The 15,981-nt window shown below is 68.6% G+C and carries 12 protein-coding genes and 1 tRNA gene; 6 read left to right on the forward strand and 7 right to left on the reverse strand.

Annotation, left to right across the window (positions count from 1 at the left end; translation table 11 throughout):
* Positions 1–62 precede the first annotated feature (62 nt).
* Together nudC and FFS20_RS11405 are read left to right on the forward strand one after the other, a co-directional pair.
* Positions 63–1,040, forward strand: coding sequence for an NAD(+) diphosphatase (gene nudC / locus FFS20_RS11400; protein ID WP_137825969.1), 978 nt, complete (start codon positions 63–65; stop codon positions 1,038–1,040).
* Positions 1,037–3,076, forward strand: coding sequence for an ATP-dependent DNA helicase UvrD2 (locus FFS20_RS11405; protein ID WP_137825970.1), 2,040 nt, complete (start codon positions 1,037–1,039; stop codon positions 3,074–3,076). Before nudC ends, FFS20_RS11405 begins: the two co-directional genes overlap by 4 nt.
* Here the strand turns inward: FFS20_RS11405 and FFS20_RS11410 are convergent.
* Positions 3,053–3,955, reverse strand: a complete 903-nt coding sequence (locus tag FFS20_RS11410) for a hypothetical protein (protein WP_249356815.1) — start codon at positions 3,953–3,955, stop codon at positions 3,053–3,055. The two genes, FFS20_RS11405 and FFS20_RS11410, sit on opposite strands and share 24 nt — an antisense overlap.
* A gap of 501 nt (positions 3,956–4,456) precedes the next feature.
* Between FFS20_RS11410 and FFS20_RS11415 the strand changes: the two genes are divergently transcribed.
* Positions 4,457–5,008 carry a M48 family metallopeptidase gene (locus tag FFS20_RS11415; protein ID WP_137825971.1) on the forward strand — a complete coding sequence of 184 codons (552 nt, stop codon included), beginning with the start codon at positions 4,457–4,459 and terminating at the stop codon, positions 5,006–5,008.
* A gap of 4 nt (positions 5,009–5,012) precedes the next feature.
* On the opposite strand, the gene FFS20_RS11420 is transcribed toward FFS20_RS11415, so the two are convergent.
* Positions 5,013–5,573: an NUDIX hydrolase gene (locus FFS20_RS11420; RefSeq protein ID WP_137825972.1), complete on the reverse strand. Its 561-nt coding sequence runs from the start codon at positions 5,571–5,573 to the stop codon at positions 5,013–5,015.
* Positions 5,574–7,145: a zinc-dependent metalloprotease gene (locus FFS20_RS11425; RefSeq protein WP_137825973.1), complete on the reverse strand. Its 1,572-nt coding sequence runs from the start codon at positions 7,143–7,145 to the stop codon at positions 5,574–5,576.
* 297 nt (positions 7,146–7,442) lie between these two features.
* On the opposite strand from FFS20_RS11425, the gene FFS20_RS11430 reads away from it, so the two are divergent.
* Complete coding sequence (locus FFS20_RS11430; RefSeq protein ID WP_249356817.1) at positions 7,443–8,483, forward strand: S16 family serine protease; 1,041 nt, start codon at positions 7,443–7,445, stop codon at positions 8,481–8,483.
* The gene (locus FFS20_RS11435; RefSeq protein WP_137825975.1) at positions 8,480–11,470 is read left to right on the forward strand and encodes a UPF0182 family protein; all 2,991 of its coding nucleotides are present in this window, start codon (positions 8,480–8,482) and stop codon (positions 11,468–11,470) included. Before FFS20_RS11430 ends, FFS20_RS11435 begins: the two co-directional genes overlap by 4 nt.
* Before the next feature lie 202 nt (positions 11,471–11,672).
* On the opposite strand, the gene FFS20_RS11440 is transcribed toward FFS20_RS11435, so the two are convergent.
* Both FFS20_RS11440 and FFS20_RS11445 read right to left on the reverse strand, forming a co-directional pair.
* Complete coding sequence (locus FFS20_RS11440) at positions 11,673–12,653, reverse strand: iron-siderophore ABC transporter substrate-binding protein (protein ID WP_137825982.1); 981 nt, start codon at positions 12,651–12,653, stop codon at positions 11,673–11,675.
* 262 nt (positions 12,654–12,915) lie between these two features.
* A tRNA-Met gene (locus FFS20_RS11445) sits at positions 12,916–12,992 on the reverse strand.
* Positions 12,993–13,208: 216 nt separating this feature from the next.
* Here FFS20_RS11445 and FFS20_RS11450 point away from each other — a divergent pair.
* On the forward strand, positions 13,209–13,757 hold the full coding sequence (locus FFS20_RS11450; protein ID WP_137825976.1) for a YceI family protein: 549 nt from the start codon (positions 13,209–13,211) through the stop codon (positions 13,755–13,757).
* 134 nt (positions 13,758–13,891) lie between these two features.
* On the opposite strand, the gene FFS20_RS11455 is transcribed toward FFS20_RS11450, so the two are convergent.
* Both FFS20_RS11455 and hisN read right to left on the reverse strand, forming a co-directional pair.
* Entirely contained in the window at positions 13,892–15,166 is a 1,275-nt protein-coding gene (locus tag FFS20_RS11455) for an aminotransferase class I/II-fold pyridoxal phosphate-dependent enzyme (protein WP_137825977.1), read from the reverse strand.
* Position 15,167: 1 nt separating this feature from the next.
* Positions 15,168–15,956 carry a histidinol-phosphatase gene (gene hisN, locus FFS20_RS11460; protein ID WP_137825978.1) on the reverse strand — a complete coding sequence of 263 codons (789 nt, stop codon included), beginning with the start codon at positions 15,954–15,956 and terminating at the stop codon, positions 15,168–15,170.
* Positions 15,957–15,981 lie beyond the last annotated feature (25 nt).

Consider the following 15,981-nt stretch of genomic DNA (forward strand, 5'->3'; position numbering starts at 1 on the left):
GGCCGGGGATTGGACCCGTACGCGTGTCCGCCGCGTCAGACCCCTGAGCTATCGTGGAATCCATGGAACCGCTGCCCATGATCACGCCCGTCAGCCTGGCCAGGAACGGCATCGACCGCGATCATCTCACCCGCGGGGCGGACGGGGATCTCACCGAGGTGTGGGCCGGCGGGCCGGCCGCGGTGTTCGAGCATCGCGGGTCCCTGCTCGTGGCCGGCGGCGGCCTGTTCCGCGCCGCCCGCGACCTCGTGCCGAACGGTCAGACGGAGATCTACCTCGGCCGGGATGCCGCGGACCAGCGCTACATCGGCATCGGGCTCACCGACGAGGGGCGCAGCGTCCTCGACACCGCCCTGGCGACCGCGCGCGATCGCGATGCCACCGATCGCCTCACCGCCCCCGGCTCCGGCATCGACAGCGCCGAACCCGTGTGGCTGCCGCTGCGCGAACTCGCCGACGCCCTCGACGACGTCGACGTGTCCCTGGCCTGCGAACTCGTGGCGCTGAGCAACTGGCATCGCGCACACACCCACTCCCCGCGCACCGGCACCCCCACCGAGGTGGTCCACGGCGGATGGGTCCGCCGCGATCCGGAGACCGGCAGCGAGCACTTCCCCCGCACCGACCCCGCGATCATCGTCGTCATCGTCCACACCGATTCCGACGGCGTCGAACGCGTCCTTCTCGGCAACAACGCCGCATGGCCCGCCGACCGCTACTCGCTGCTCGCCGGCTTCGTCGAACCCGGAGAGACGCTGGAGAACGCAGTGATCCGCGAGGTCTGGGAGGAGGCGCATGTCACCGTCGTCAACCCCCGCTACCTCGGCTCGCAGCCGTGGCCGTTCCCCTGCTCCCTCATGCTCGGCTTCTCCGCCGAGGCGGTGTCGCTGGACGTCACCGCCGACGAAGCCGAGATCACCTCGCTCAAGTGGTTCACGAGGGAGGAACTGAGAGCGGACATCGCCGCCGGACGCGTGGGAACCCCCGGCACCGTCTCGATCGCCGGCCAGCTGCTGTGGTCGTGGCTGGAGAGTCGGTGAACGCTCGCGCCGCCGACCTCCTCGCCGCCCTCGACGACGAGCAGCGGGCCGTCGCCACCCACTTCTCCTCCCCGGTCATCGTGCTCGCCGGCGCCGGCACCGGCAAGACCCGGGCGATGACCCACCGGATCGCCTACGGGATCGCCACCGAGGTGTTCCCGGCCAATCATGTCCTCGCCCTCACCTTCACCGCGAAGGCCGCGGGGGAGATGCGTGCCCGCCTGCGCTCGCTCGGCGTGCCGGCCGTCCAGGCCCGCACCTTCCACTCGGCTGCCCTGCGCCAGCTCCGGTTCTTCTGGGACCGCTTCGCCACCGGCGACTTCCCGCGGATCATCGAGAACAAGGCGGGGGTCCTCGGCTCGGTCATGCAGGAGCTCGGCCACGAGGTCAGCCGCGAACTCGCCCGCGACGTCGCCGCGGAGATCGAATTCGCGGCCGCCTCCCTCCTCGGCGTCGCCGACTACGCGACGAAAGCCCAGGCCAGAGACCTGCCCGGTGATCTCGCCGTCGAGGACATGGTTCGAATCGCCGAAGCGTACTCGGAGGCGAAGACCCGCGGCCGCCTCCTCGACTTCGACGACGTCCTCCTCGTCCTCACCGGCGTCCTCGCGGAGTATCCGGCGATCGCCGCCGAAGTCCGCGAGCAGTACCGGCACTTCGTCGTCGACGAGTTCCAGGACGTCTCCCCGCTCCAGTTCGATCTGCTCTCCCGGTGGCTGGGGCCGCGCGACAACCTCTGCGTCGTCGGCGATCCCGCGCAGACGATCTACTCGTTCGCCGGGGCCGACGCGTCCCTGCTCGAGGCCCTGCCGTCGCAGCTGTCGGCACCGGAGACGATCCGGCTCGTGCGCAACTACCGGTCGACGAAGGCGATCGTCGCGACCGCGAACAGCCTGCTCCGCCACACCTCGCGCACCGCACTGACGCTGCGCACGGACAATGCCGAGGGCACGCAGCCGCGGATGACCGAATACCCGACCGACGACGCCGAATCGCTCGGTGTCGCACGGGCCATCGCCGCCGAGGTCAGGGCCGGTCGCCGTCCCCGCGACATCGCCGTCCTCTTCCGCACGAACGGACAGAGCCCGGCCTACGAGCAGGCGCTGACGGCGGCCGGGATCCCCTACGTCCTGCGCGGCGGGGAGCGCTTCTTCGCGCGCAAGGAGGTCAAGGAGTCCATACTCATGCTCCGGGCGGCGCGCGCCGCCGCGGGAGCGCGACCGCTGCCGGAGATCGTCGCCGAGGTGCTCGTCTCCGCCGGTTACACGCGGACTCCGCCGCCGGCCGGGGCCAGCCGTCAGCGGTGGGAGTCGCTCAAGGCGATCGTCGACCTCGCCGAGACCCATCAGGCCGGCAGCGCGCTGCCGGTGCCGCTCGAGGACTTCCTCGCCGACCTCGCCGATCGCGCCGAACACCAGTTCGCGCCCGACATCGAGGGGGTCACACTCGCATCGTTCCACGCGGCCAAGGGCCTCGAATGGGACAGCGTCCACCTCGTGGGTCTGAGTGAGGGGCTCATGCCCATCAGCTATGCGCAGACCCCGCGGGCGATCGCCGAGGAGCGCCGGCTCTTCTACGTCGCTCTCACCCGCGCCGGTCGCGACCTGTCGCTGAGCTGGTCGCTGGCGCGCCACGAGTCGAAGCAGAAGCCGCGGCAGCCCTCACGCTTCCTCGGCGAGCTCGGTCGGCTCGAGGAGGCGCCGGGGGAGCACCGGCGACCGGCGACCACGGTGCGGACGAACCGTTGCCGAACGTGCGGGACAGTCCTCGTCTCCCAGGTGGAGCGGGCCCTGGGGCGCTGCGCGAGCTGCCCCGCCGAGGTCGACCTCGAGCTGCTCGACGCCCTGCGCCGCTGGCGGGCGCGCGTCGGGCTCGAACAGGGGCTGCCGCCGTATCTCGTGCTCACCGATGCGTCGCTGTCAGCGATCGCCGAACTCCACCCGCGGGACCTCCCCGGTCTGGCGCGGATGCCCGGCGTCGGCGCCACGAAGCTCGAACTCTACGGTGAGAGCCTATTGCGCCTCCTCGTCGATTAGGCTCAGCCCGGGTGCGGGGACGCGGCAGTGGCACTGCGGGTGGTAGGCGAGGGCACCGTCGTCGACGGCACCGGTGCGCAGATCGACCCGGCGGTGCACCGGCTCCGCTTCCGTGAGGAGGGCGGCCCGGAGCACGAGGACGAGGTGGGCGGCACTGAGCGCGGGTGTGAGCGGATCGGCGAGGTCATCGCGGTCGGTGAGCGCGCGGATGCGCGGGTACTGGTCGAACCACCCCTCATCGGCGTCGCGGAGCATCAGGCACGCACAGACGGTGCACGGGGTTGCGCCGGGACGGACGAGCCCGGTGATCTCGACGGAGAATTCGCCGGCCACGATCTGGCAGTGGTCGACCTCCCGATCGACGAGCCACGTCGCGGTGTGGAGATCGGGAACGAGATGCGAGGTCGTCACGACGATCGGATCGGCGGCGAGGTCGAGCTCGTCGATGCGGGCTGCGGGAGTGACCGCGAATCCCGCGCGGGACAGCTGCTGGACGACTGCGACGCGCAGCGGTCCGACGACGCCGACCGGTCGGGCTGCCAGCGCCGCGGCGGCCTGATCGGGGGAGCGGCCGAAGAGGCGTGCGGTGGCGAGGAGAGTCGCGCCGCGCCGCACGGCATCGGCATCGGAGTCCTCGGGGATGAGCACCCCCGCCTCGTCGAGGAGGGTGAGCAGTGACGTCGCCCGAGCGAGGTCGATGCCGAGGTCCTGGGCCCGGATGTGGAACTGACCCGATCCCAGACCCATCCGCAGGTCGTCGATGAGGGAAGCGTCGGCGGGGAGGAGGCCGTCGATGAGCACCGGGTCCTCGACGCCGAACTGCAGGCACGCGGGGCTCCGCCATGTGATCGGAACGCTGGGACAGATCCGCAGCATCATCCACCTCGTCTCCGTGTCGGGAGACCCAGACTAGTGAATGGAGGCGGGCCGCGCCACGGTGTGCGCAGATCTGTGGAAAACCTTGTGGAAAAACGGTTGAGGACAGGCCGAAAACGCTGTCCGACATGCCCTCAACCGCATAGTGCCCCAGGCGCTCGCGGTGACTCGTGCGGCTTCCCCTTCCGCACGCATCTCCGGGTTTTCCGGGGTCAAACATAGAACCTATTCCCCATTCGCGGCCCCGTCAATGGCGCTCCGAGCCGCACTCGGGCGCCATCCTGTGGATAACGTGTGGACAGGTGTCGCCTGTCTGTGGAGGAGGTGCGGGCGCGGCGCCGAGGCCGATGTGCCGAGGAGGCGATGAATGCGTAGGTCACTTGAGATTCGGGTGACGATCGGGTGGTGTCGGCGTCTGTGGACGAACGCCTGACCGACCCGAGAAGCGATACTCAGGAAACTCACAAGTAATCTCGTGTCGGTGGCGTTTCCTATCATGGTGGGATGACTGAGCGGGAGCGGTGGACGGAAGACGGCGTGCTGCGGGCGATCGCCCGCGGAGAGATCGTGGTGCGCCGTTCGGCGCGACGGAAGAAGACGATCGCGGTGTCGAAGGAGATCGACACGTACGTGCTCAGCGCGCCGACGCGCTACAGCGTCGAGTCGAACATCGCCTCCCTCACCGATCTCTTCAATCGGCTGGCGGCGAAGGACCATTCCTCGGCCGCCGACCTCGCGGAGATCGCCGAGGAGCTCAGTCGTCGGTACTTCGCCGGACGACTGCGCCCTGCCTCGATCAGGTGGGTGACGAACCAGAACCTCAGCCGCTGGGCCTCGACGACGACGTCATCGGGGGACATCCGGATCTCCCACCGCCTGCAGTCCGTGCCGCGCTGGGTCCTCGAGACCGTCATCGTCCACGAGCTCGCCCACCTGCAGATCGGCCCGCATTCGAAGGAGTTCCATGCTCTCGCCGACCGGCATCCGCGTCAGGCCGAGGCGAAGCTCTACCTCGACGGCTTCAGCGCAGGGGAGCGGTTCAGCCGCGGCCGGTGAGGACTCAGCGGGGATCTGCGGTGTGGGCGGCGACGGTGGCGCGGTAGAGCTGCGGCAGCCGGGTGACGAGGTCGGGCATGAGTGCGGCGGGCAGCTCGTCGATGGGAAACCAGGCGACGTCGAGTGACTCATCGGAGACGGCCGGGTTCTGCCTGGCCGAGGCGACCGCACCGTAGACGACGTCGAAGTGCCGCCGGCACGTGCCGAAATCACCGGCGAGATCGTGGACGTGGAGTTCGAGCGGGCCAGGGGAGAGCCACCGGAACCGGTCGAGACCGCTTTCCTCGGTCGCCTCCCGACGAGCGGCGTCACGCAGGCTGACGTCACCGGATTCGAGATGGCCGCCGAACTGCATCCAGGCGCCGGCCCGGCGGTGATGGTTGAGCAGGACCGCCTCGGTGTCGGGGTCGACGACGAGACAGCTCGCGGTGACGTGTTCGCTCGTGCCCGCGCGCACGAGCGCCGAGGCTCCGCGGGACTCGAAGAGCCCGGCGAACGCCTCGGCGAATCCACTCGTGTGCGCGGTGTGCGCGACCTCGTCACGCGCCGTGGAGAGCGCGATCATTCACTTCTCGTCGCGGTCGGTGTCGTCGGTCGTCTCGGACCCGGGACCCTCGGAGTCCGTGTCGGATCCCTCCTCGGCCTCGGAAGCCGATTCCCGGTGCGCCGCGGACGTGTCGTTCTTCGCCTCGGACGTCGACGCCCCGTCTGCCGGGGAATCGGCACCGGTTGCCGCCTGCGGGTCAGCGCTCGTGCCCGCTCCCGTGTCGGCATCGTCGGCCGACGACGGGGTCGCATCGGACGCGCCGTCGGTGCCTTCGGCGAGGATGCGACTGAGCGCCTCGTCGAGCGTCGAGTCGCCCGCCCATTCGGCCTGACGGCGTTCGCTGTAGCCGAGCGGATCGTCGAGGTCCTCGGTCGTCGGCAGCAGGTCGGGGTGGGTGAAGACGTTGTCGCGCGCCTCGGCGCCGCCCTGCGATTCGAGGTAGGCGAAGAGCGCTGCGGCATCGCGGAGCCGACGTGGGCTGAGCTCGAGGCCCACGAGCGTCGAGAAGGTCTTCTCCGCCGGTCCGGCCGTCGCCCGTCGCCTCCGCAGCGCTTCGCGGATCTGCTCGCGGGCCGGCAGCTTGTCGCTCGCGGCGAAGACGACGACGTCGACCCAGCCGGCGATGACGGCGAGGAGGTTCTCCAGCGTCGTCAGCGCCCGCTTCTGCTCATCAGTCGTCGGCGGGTTGAAGAGTCCCTGGCGGATGTTGTCGCTGAGATCCGAGATGTTCGACGGATCGATCGACGAGGCCATCTCCTCGATCTGCGAGGTGTCGACCTTGAGCCCCTGCGCGTACCTCGTCAGCGCGGTCTCCACCTGGGCGGCGAGCCACGGGGCGCGTTCGAAGAGCGCGAGGTGGGCGAGCTCCTGGGCGGCGAGGTAGATGCGGACCTGGGAGACGTCGACGTCGATCTCCTCGGCGAAGGCGGCGATGTTCGCTTCGACGAGCACGGCCTGATCGTGGGGGAGGAGGGGCAGTCCCACCTCGGTGCCGGTGAGGACGCTCTCCGACAGCGCGCCGACGGCCTGGCCGATCTGCATCGCGAACATCGAATCGCTCATCGTCGAGAACATCGACGAGGCACCGGCGAGGATGCTCTTCATCTCCTCGGGCACCTGCGTCTGCAGGGTGTCGGTGAGCGCCGTCGACATGTTCTCCTTGATCGGGAGGACGAACTTCTGCCACCCGGGCATCGTGCGCTTGACCCAATCGGCACGGGTCAGGGTCGCGGTCGCGCGGTTGGCCACGGACAGGTCGGTCGCCTCGGCGAGCCAGAGTTCGGACAGGCGGAACGCATCCGTCGCGGCATGCGCGGCGTCATCGCTGACCGCGGGATCCGGCGAGGGCACGCTGCGGAGCGCGATCTGCGTCGCCTGTGCACTCGGGTCGGCTCCCTGGCCGAAGAGACCCTGCATCTGGCTCATGATCGTCGCCATCATCGCCGGGTCGATGTTGAAGCCCTGCGGACCGGAGGCGCCCTGGCCCGGACCGCCCGGATTGCCGGGACCGCCCTGGCCGAAGAGCATTCCGAAGATCTGCTCGAACGGGTTCTGCTCGTTGCTGTTGTCGTTGGACTTGTCGTCGCTCATGGTCTCACGCGCCTTCGAGAATCGTAGTCATCACCACGTTAACCTCGGGACATGTGCGAAGCTTCCCAATCGCGCGAAGTTTCGCTCCATGTTCGCACCCGGCGAAAGGGGCGCGTGTTCGCACCGGGCGTAAGGAGTCTGAGAAGTCGCCCGTCGCCTTTCAACTAGACTGGTGACGCGGTGCACCGAAAGGAATCCATGTCAGAGAATGCCCCCCGAGCGGTGCCTGTCCAGGCACCCGCCCCACGGAGCCGATCCCGTCGACGCTCGCCCCGTTTCGCCACCTCGGCGGGGGTCATGACCTACCTGCTCATCGCGCTGGCCGTGCTCATCCCGATTCCCTATATGCTGCAGCTGCCCGGGCCGGTGTTCAACACCCTCGGCGACTACCAGGGCAAGCCCATGATCAGCGTCTCCGGTGCCCAGACCTACCCGACGACCGGTGAGATCGACATGCTCACCGTGGCCGTTAGCGGCGGACCCGGTCGCGACACGTACGCGACCCAGGCCCTCGGCGCCCTCATCGACGGTCAGGAGACCGTCGTGCCGACCGAGGCGTACTACCCGCTCGACACGACGCGCGAACAGGTCACCGAGGCGAACACGGTGGAGATGACGTCGAGCCAGGACGTCGCCGTCGCCGCGGCCATGGGCGAACTCGACATGCCCTACACCGTCGACCTCCTCGTGGACGACGTCACGCCCGGATCGCCGGCCGAGGGCAAGCTCAAGAAGGGCGACCGCCTCGTCTCCGTCAACGGGACCTCCCTCGAGGACGACGCGGCGGCGCCTGCGACGATGAGCTCGACCGTGCAGGACTCCGACACCGTCGACCTCGTCGTCGAGCGCGACGGCTCCGAGGTCGACCTCAGCCTCGACCCGGCGACCATCGACGGGCGCAAGGCCATCGGCATCATGATGCGGCAGCAGTTCGACTTCCCCGTCGACGTGTCCTTCAACGTCGAGGGGATCGGCGGACCCTCGGCCGGAACGATGTTCGCCCTGGCGATCGTCGACGAGCTCACCCCCGGCTCGATGACCGGCGGCAAGCACGTCGCCGGCACCGGCGAGATCGATCCCGCCGGCACCGTCGGCCCCATCGGCGGGGCCCGGCAGAAGGTCGCGGCCGCCACCGCGAAGGGCGCCACGTTCTTCCTCTCACCCGCCGAGAACTGCGCCGAGGTGATCGGGGCTGCCGATCAGTCGAAGATCACCGTCGCCCGCATCGACACCCTCGACGACGCCCGTTCCGCCGTCGAAAGCTATGCCACCGGAGACACGTCCCAGCTGAAGTCGTGCACGACCGGTGACACCACCAACGAGAAAGGTCAGCAGTGAGCACCACGTCCTCACCCTCCTCCGCGAAGATGCCCGGATCAGGATCACGGCGGTCGCCCCTGCTGCTGACACTGGTGTCGGTGGCGATCCTCCTCGTCGCCTTCATCGCGTTCACCCAGGTCTACACCGAGGTCCTGTGGTTCGGTCAGCTCGGGGCCTCCGAGGTCTTCCGCACGATGTGGTTCACCCGCGGCATCACGTTCGCCGCAGGCTTCCTCGTCATGGCCGTGCCGGTGTGGCTGAGCCTCCACCTGGCCTACCGCAATCGCCCCGTCTACGCCCCCACGACACCGCGGCAGGAGAACCTCGACCGCTACCGTGAGGCCATCGAACCCCTGCGTCGGGTTGCGACCCTGGCGATCCCCGCCGTCGTCGGCATCCTCGCCGGCATCACCGCCTCGGCGCAGTGGAACGTCGTCCTCGAATGGCTGAACTCGACGTCGTTCGGAGAGTCCGATCCGCAGTTCGGCATCGACAAGTCCTTCTACGTCTTCGTTCTGCCCGGCCTGCGCCTCATCGGCGATCAGCTCGGCATGGCCCTCGTCCTCTCGCTCATCGCCGCTCTCGTCGCCCACTACCTCTTCGGCGGCATCCGCCCCGGTGAGCAGCGGGGTGTCACCCTGACGAAGACCGCGCAGTGGCAGATCGGCATCACTGTCGCCCTGCTCGTCCTCGTCCAGGCGGGACGTCTGTGGCTGAGCCGCTACGACCGGCTGACCGCCACCGGCGGCATCGTGCCGGGTGCGACCTATGTCGACGACCGTGCCGCGCTGCCGGCGATGGCGATCGTCGCGATCGCCGCCGTGCTCGTCGCGCTCCTCTTCGTCTACACCGCGTGGAAGGGCAACTGGCGGATCTCGATCATCGCCACCCTCACCCTCCTCGTCCTCGGCGGCGTGTCGATCATCGCCTACCCGGCGCTCCTGCAGCAGTTCCAGGTCAACCCCTCGCAGCAGAGCCTCGAGTCCGAGTACATCCAGCGCAACATCGACGCCACCCGTGAGGCCTTCGACTTCAACGACATCGAGGTGACGCCGTACGAGCCGAGCACGAGCGGCGAGGCGGGCGCCCTGCGCGCCGACGCCGAGACCGCGGCGTCGATCCGTCTGCTCGACCCGAACCTCGTCTCGGACACCTTCCGCCAGCTGCAGCAGGTCAGGCCGTACTACTCGTTCCCCACGCAGCTCGACGTCGACCGGTACAACATCGACGGGCAGATGCGCGACACCGTCATCGCGGTGCGCGAGCTCAATCCGAGCTCGGTGAGCAACCAGAGCTGGTACAACCGGGCGATCGTCTACACCCACGGCTTCGGCGTCGTCGCCGCCAACGGCAACCAGCGCAACCCCGACGGCGAGCCGACGTTCATGGAGTCCGATATTCCGCCGCGCGGTGACTTCCCCGAATACGAGCCGCGGGTCTACTTCGGCGAGAGCTCGCCCGAGTACTCGATCGTCGGCGGCCCGGAGGGCTCGACCCCGCGCGAACTCGACTACCCCTCGGATGAGGACAGCGGTTCCGGACAGGTCAACAACACCTTCCAAGGTGACGGCGGACCGTCGGTGGGCAACCTCTTCAACCGCCTGGCCTACGCCCTGAAGTACCAGGACGAGCAGATCCTCCTCTCCGACGCGGTCAACTCCGATTCGCAGATCCTCTACGAACGCCATCCGCGGTCGCGTGTGGAGAAGCTCGCGCCGTTCCTCAAGATCGACGGGGATCCCTACCCGGCCGTCGTCGACGGGAAGATCAAGTGGATCCTCGACGGCTACACGACGGCCAAGGACTACCCGTACTCGACTCCGCAGCCGCTTCAGGAGGCGACCGAGGATTCGACGACCGCCTCGGCGCCGGGCACCGTGGCGACCCTGCCGGACGAAGAGGTCAACTACATCCGGAACTCCGTGAAGATCACCGTCGACGCCTACGACGGTTCGGTCGACATGTACCAGTGGGATGAGAACGATCCGGTCCTCAAGACATGGATGAAGATCTTCCCCGGCCTCATCAAGCCGGCCTCGGAGATGTCCGGTGATCTCATGAGCCATGTGCGGTACCCGGAGGACCTCTTCAAGGTCCAGCGCGAGCTGCTCACCCGGTACCACGTGACCTCGGCCAGCGAGTTCTACACCGGTCAGGACTTCTGGGCGCTGCCGACCGACCCGACCAAGCGGGCGAACAGCGGGCTGACCCAGCCGCCGTTCTACATGACCCTGCAGATGCCGGGCCAGGATGCGCCGTCGTTCTCGCTGACGAGCTCCTACATCCCCGCGCAGTCCTCCGAGGGGCAGTCGCGCAACAACCTCACCGGCTTCCTCTCCGCGGATGCGGATGCAGGGTCCACTGAGGGGGAGATCTCGGAGAGCTACGGCAAGCTCAGACTTCTGCAGCTGCCGCGCAACACGACTGTGCCCGGTCCCGGTCAGGCGCAGAACAACTTCAACACCGCACCCGATGTCCAGCGCAGCCTCAACCTGCTGCGTCAGGGTGAGTCGGAGGTGCAGAACGGCAATCTGCTCACGCTGCCCGTCGGCGGTGGTCTCCTCTACGTCCAGCCGGTCTACGTCCGGTCTGCCGGTGAGACGTCCTACCCGCTGCTCCAGCATGTGCTCGTCGCCTTCGGTGAGAACATCGGGTTCGCCCCGACCCTCGACGAGGCGCTCGACCAGGTGTTCGGCGGTGACTCCGGTGCCCAGGCCGGTGACGCCGGCACCGAGGGCGGGGGCGGGACGTCCGGCTCCTCCGGTGGCGACAGCGGCGGTCAGCCCGCGGACCAGGGTCTCAACGAAGCCCTGCAGGAAGCGCGCAAGGCGATGGAGGACTCCGACGCCGCTCTCAAGGCCGGGGACTTCCAGGCCTATGGTGAGGCTCAGGACCGCCTCAAGAAGGCGATCGACGATGCCATCGCCGCCGATCCCTCGCTCGCCGAGGACGGCGGGGCCACGGCACCGCCCGAGTCGCCGGCCCCCGATCAGGGAGGCAACTGACCCGAGCCCGCAACTCGGCTGACACAACAGCCCAGCTCGGCTGACACAACGGCCCCGTTCGGCTGACACGACGGCCCCGGAAGGAGACACCCTTCCGGGGCCGTCGTCGTCGGGACACCGCGTGCGGGACACCGCGTGCGGGACACCGTGTGCGGGGCACCGGCTGCGGGGCACCGGCTGCGGGGCACGCCTGCGGGGATCGTTACTGCGCGAGATACCCGTCGAGATCCTTGACGACCTGCTTGGCTCCGATCGGCCCGAGCCCGAGGAACCACACATCGTCATCGACGCGGTGGGCCTTTCCGTTCTTCACCGCCGGCAGGTTCGTCCACTGGCTCGTCTGCAGCGCCTCGGTCTCCCCGGTGGCGCCGGGCTCGCCGTAGCTCGAGTAGAAGATGACATCACCGTCGGCCTCATCGAGCTTCTCGGGGGAGATCTCGACAGCGAGATCATCGACGTCCTGGATCTCGGGACGCGCGAGGCCGGCATCGGCGAGGATGACGCCGATGAGAGAGGCGTTGCCGTAGAGGCGCAGCTTCCCGGGCATGAAGCGGACGAGGGAGACCGTCGGATCGCCGGTCACGGAGTCGCCCAGGGCCTTGACCTCACGACCGTACTCGTTGAGCTCGGCCGTCGCCTCCTCTTCGAGGCCGAGGGCGTCGCCGACGAGAAGGAAGTTCTCCTTCCAGGGGAACCCGGGGCGGATGGAGAAGACCGTCGGCGCGATCGCCTCGAGCTCGTCATAGAGCTTGTCGGCCCGCAGCTGGCTGCCGAGGATGAGGTCCGGTTCGAGGGAGGCGATCTTCTCGAGGTCGAGTTCGCTGATCGTTCCGACGGTCTCCACGCCCTTCGTCTCCTCGGCGAGGTAGGAGGGGACGGGCTGTGCGCCCTCAGTCGTCACCATGCCCACAGGGGTGATGCCGAGGGCGAGGACGTCATCGAGCTCTCCGGTGTCGAGGACGACGACGCGTTCGGGCCGCTTCCCGATCTCCGTGGTGCCGAGCGCATGGTCGACGGTGCGCGGGAATTCCCCGGGAGCGGCGTCGCTGCCGAGTGCTGCGGTCTTCTCATCGGCAGTGCCGAATTCCTTGCCGCCCGTGGCGACGTCGGTGTTGCCGGCGGAGTCGTCCGAGGAGTTTTCGGTCGCCGCGCAGCCGGAGGCGAGAAGGGTCAGAGTGAGCAGAGTGGCCGCAGCGGAGAGCGCGCGGGAATGCTTGGGAGTCTTCACCGGGTTAGTCTACCCTCACCTCGCCGGGGCGCTGCAGGCACGGGACTGTGCGGTGGCTCCGTGCCGGCTCTCGATCAAGCGGGAGAGCGGAACATGGGCCGTGCACGGCCTGCCATCCGCGCCTGTGCTTGACCGAGAGGCTCGAGCCGCAGGAGGGGGAGTGCCGTGAATGAGAAGAACCCCCAGTCAGTTGACCTGACTGGGGGTTCTGCCACTGTGGTGGCGGGGGGAGGATTTGAACCTCCGACCTCCGGGTTATGAGCCCGGCGAGCTACCGAACTGCTCCACCCCGCGGCGTGGTCTCAACATTACACGAGCGTAATTCCTGCGCAAAATTCTCGTCGCGTGACCTTTGCCACAAGGTAACCTTGGGTTCACTCGTCCGCCCCAGGGTGAGGGGAGTCCTGCGGGGTCGCAGACGCTGCGACGCGCAGGGCTTGCATGTAGTTGAAAACTGAACTATAGTCGTCCGCGTACTTCAAATTTCAACCATAAGGAGAAGCAGAGATCATGACCGCACTTCCCAAGGGACTCACCGCCGGCACCTGGAACATCGATCCGAACCACTCCGAGTTCACCTTCACTGCCCGCCACGCCGGCGTGTCGAAGGTCCGCGGCAACTTCGAGGACATCTCCGGCACCGTTGAGGTCGGCGACACCCTCGAGGACAGCTCGGTGACCGCCGAGGCCGTCGTCGAGTCGATCAACACGAGGAACTCGCAGCGCGATCAGCACCTGAAGACGAGCGATTTCTTCGCCGCTGACGAGCACCCGAAGCTCATCTTCAAGTCGACCGGCGTCAAGGCCGAGTCGGGTGAGGACTTCGAGCTCGAAGGCGAACTGACGATGCGCGGCGTGACGAAGCAGGTCGCGTTCGACAGCGAGTTCCACGGTGTCGCCACCGACCCGATGGGCAACGAGGTGGCCGGTCTCACGGCGTCGGCGACCGTCGACCGCAAGGAGTTCGGCATGGAGTTCTCGGCCGTCCTCGGCGGCGGCGAGCTCCTCGTCTCCGACAAGATCAAGATCGTCCTCGACCTCGAGCTGACGAAGGCCTGATCGCTGCCTGCGACAGTGCCGACCGAAAGACGAAGGCGGACCGCCCAGGCGGTCCGCCTTCGTCGTGTCTCAGAAGTCCCTGAGGGGACAGCCACGGCAGAGCTCCCTGCCGCGCCACAGCGGTGCCCTCGGCGTCAGCGGCCGCGCAGCAGGGTCGGATCGGCCCGGAGCGCCTCGGCCAGGGCGCCGAACCGCCGGGCACCCTCGTCGACATCGGTCGGGGACTTGCAGAACGAATATCGGATCGCACTGCGGTACGTCTGTGCCGCGGTCGATCCCGGCCGACAGAGAGCCGGCACGGGAATGCCGACGACCCCGTGCTCCCGTGCGAGCAGATCATTGAGGGCGAACGCATCGAGCTCGGTGAGCGCGGCGAAGTCGACGACCGTGAAGTAACCGGCAGTCGGAGTCGACACCGCGGCGCCCGGCACGTTCGCACACGCGGGAACGAGCACCTCGGCGCGGGCCCGCAGCGATGCCCGATTCACAGCTGTGAACCCGCTGCCGGACTCGAGGACACGAGCGAGGCCGATCTGCATCGGCCCGCCCCCGGTGAACGTGAGGAACTGCTTGACCGCCTGGATCGCCTCCCGCACCGGCTTCTCAGCGATGACCCAGCCGATCTTCCACCCGGTGATGTTCCAGCTCTTGCCCGCCGAGGAGACGGTGACGACGCGGGCCGGATCGCTCACCGCCACGGCCGGGGGAACATGGTCGTCACCGGCGAGGATGAGCTCTTCGTAGACCTCATCGGTGAGGATCCACGCATCCGCGGCCGCCGCGGCGTCGCCGATGCGCGCGAGGTCAGCGGCGGAGAAGACGAAGCCGGTCGGGTTGTGCGGAGTGTTGACGATGACGAGGGAGACGGACGCCATGACGCGGTCGAACTCCTCCCAATCCGGGTGGAATCCGCCGTTCCCATCAGGCAGGATGGGCACCGTCGAGAGCTCGCCGCCGGCCGCGGCGACGGCCGCGGGATACCCGTCGTAGAACGGTTCGAACGTCACGACACGGGCCCCGCGGGGGAGGAGGGCGAGGACTGCCGCCGTCAGCCCCTCGGTGGCTCCGCAGGTGATGAGCACATCGTCGGGGTCGACCGACTGGCCGAAGTCCCGGGCCCGCTGCGCGGCGACGGCCTCCCGCAGAACCGGGTAGCCCTGACCGGGAGCGTACTGGTTGAATCCCTCGTCCATCGCCGCAGCCGTGGCGGCGAGGAGCTCCCCGGGAGCGTCGGTGCCCGGCGCGCCCTGGCCGAGGTTGACCGCGCCGGTGGCTGCCGCAAGCGCCGTCATCTGGCCGTAGATCGTCTCGGCGATCGCGCCGTCGCTGCCGATGAGGCCTGCGGCTGCGGCCATCTCCCGCCACAGCGGCGCACGGTCGAGGCTCGGTCTGGTCTGATCCCGGTCCATGTCAGAATCCCTCCGGGGCCACGCGCCCGAGGGCATCGAGGACGGTCTCGTGCAGGAGGCCGTTGGTCGCGACCGCATTGCCGCCGAACGGTCCCGGCACGCCGGTCGTGCTCGTGAAGGTGCCGCCGGCTTCGGTGACGATCGGGACGAGCGCCCCCATGTCGTAGAGCGCGAGCTCCGGTTCGCACGCGATGTCGACCGCGCCCTCGGCGACGAGCATATAGGAGAGGAAGTCCCCGTATCCGCGGGTGCGCCACAGCCGGTCGGTCAGTGCGATGAATTCCTCGCGGACACCGAGGTCGCGCCACCCGCCCAGCGACGCGAAGGAGAGGGAGGCATCGGCGAGGTCGCCGACCTCGGAGACCGTGATGCGGCGGGCCGGGCCCCCGATCGCCGAGGCGAAGGCCCCTGCACCGGCACCTGCCCACCACCGCCTGCCGAGGGCGGGAGCCGAGACGACGCCGACGAGCGGAGTCTCACCGTCGTAGAGGGAGATGAGGGTCGCCCACACGGGCACGCCGCGCACGTAGTTCTTCGTGCCGTCGATGGGATCGATGATCCAGCGCCGTGAGGAGGTCCCGTGCGACCCGAACTCCTCACCGAGCACGCTGTCCTCGGGCCGGGTCAGGCGCAGGCGGTCGACGATCGCCTCTTCGACGGCCCGATCGCATTCGGTGACGGGGGTGAGGTCCGGTTTCGTCTCGACCGTGAAGTCGGCGGCGACGAAGCGGGAGAGGCTCAGGGAGTCGGCGAGGTCGGCGAGGTCGAGTGCGAGGTCGAGGTCGTTCATCCCTCCACTCTAGCCAGCGTTGGAC

The sequence above is a fragment of the Brevibacterium sp. 2SA genome (assembly GCF_005502845.1).
Lineage (GTDB): Bacteria > Actinomycetota > Actinomycetes > Actinomycetales > Brevibacteriaceae > Brevibacterium.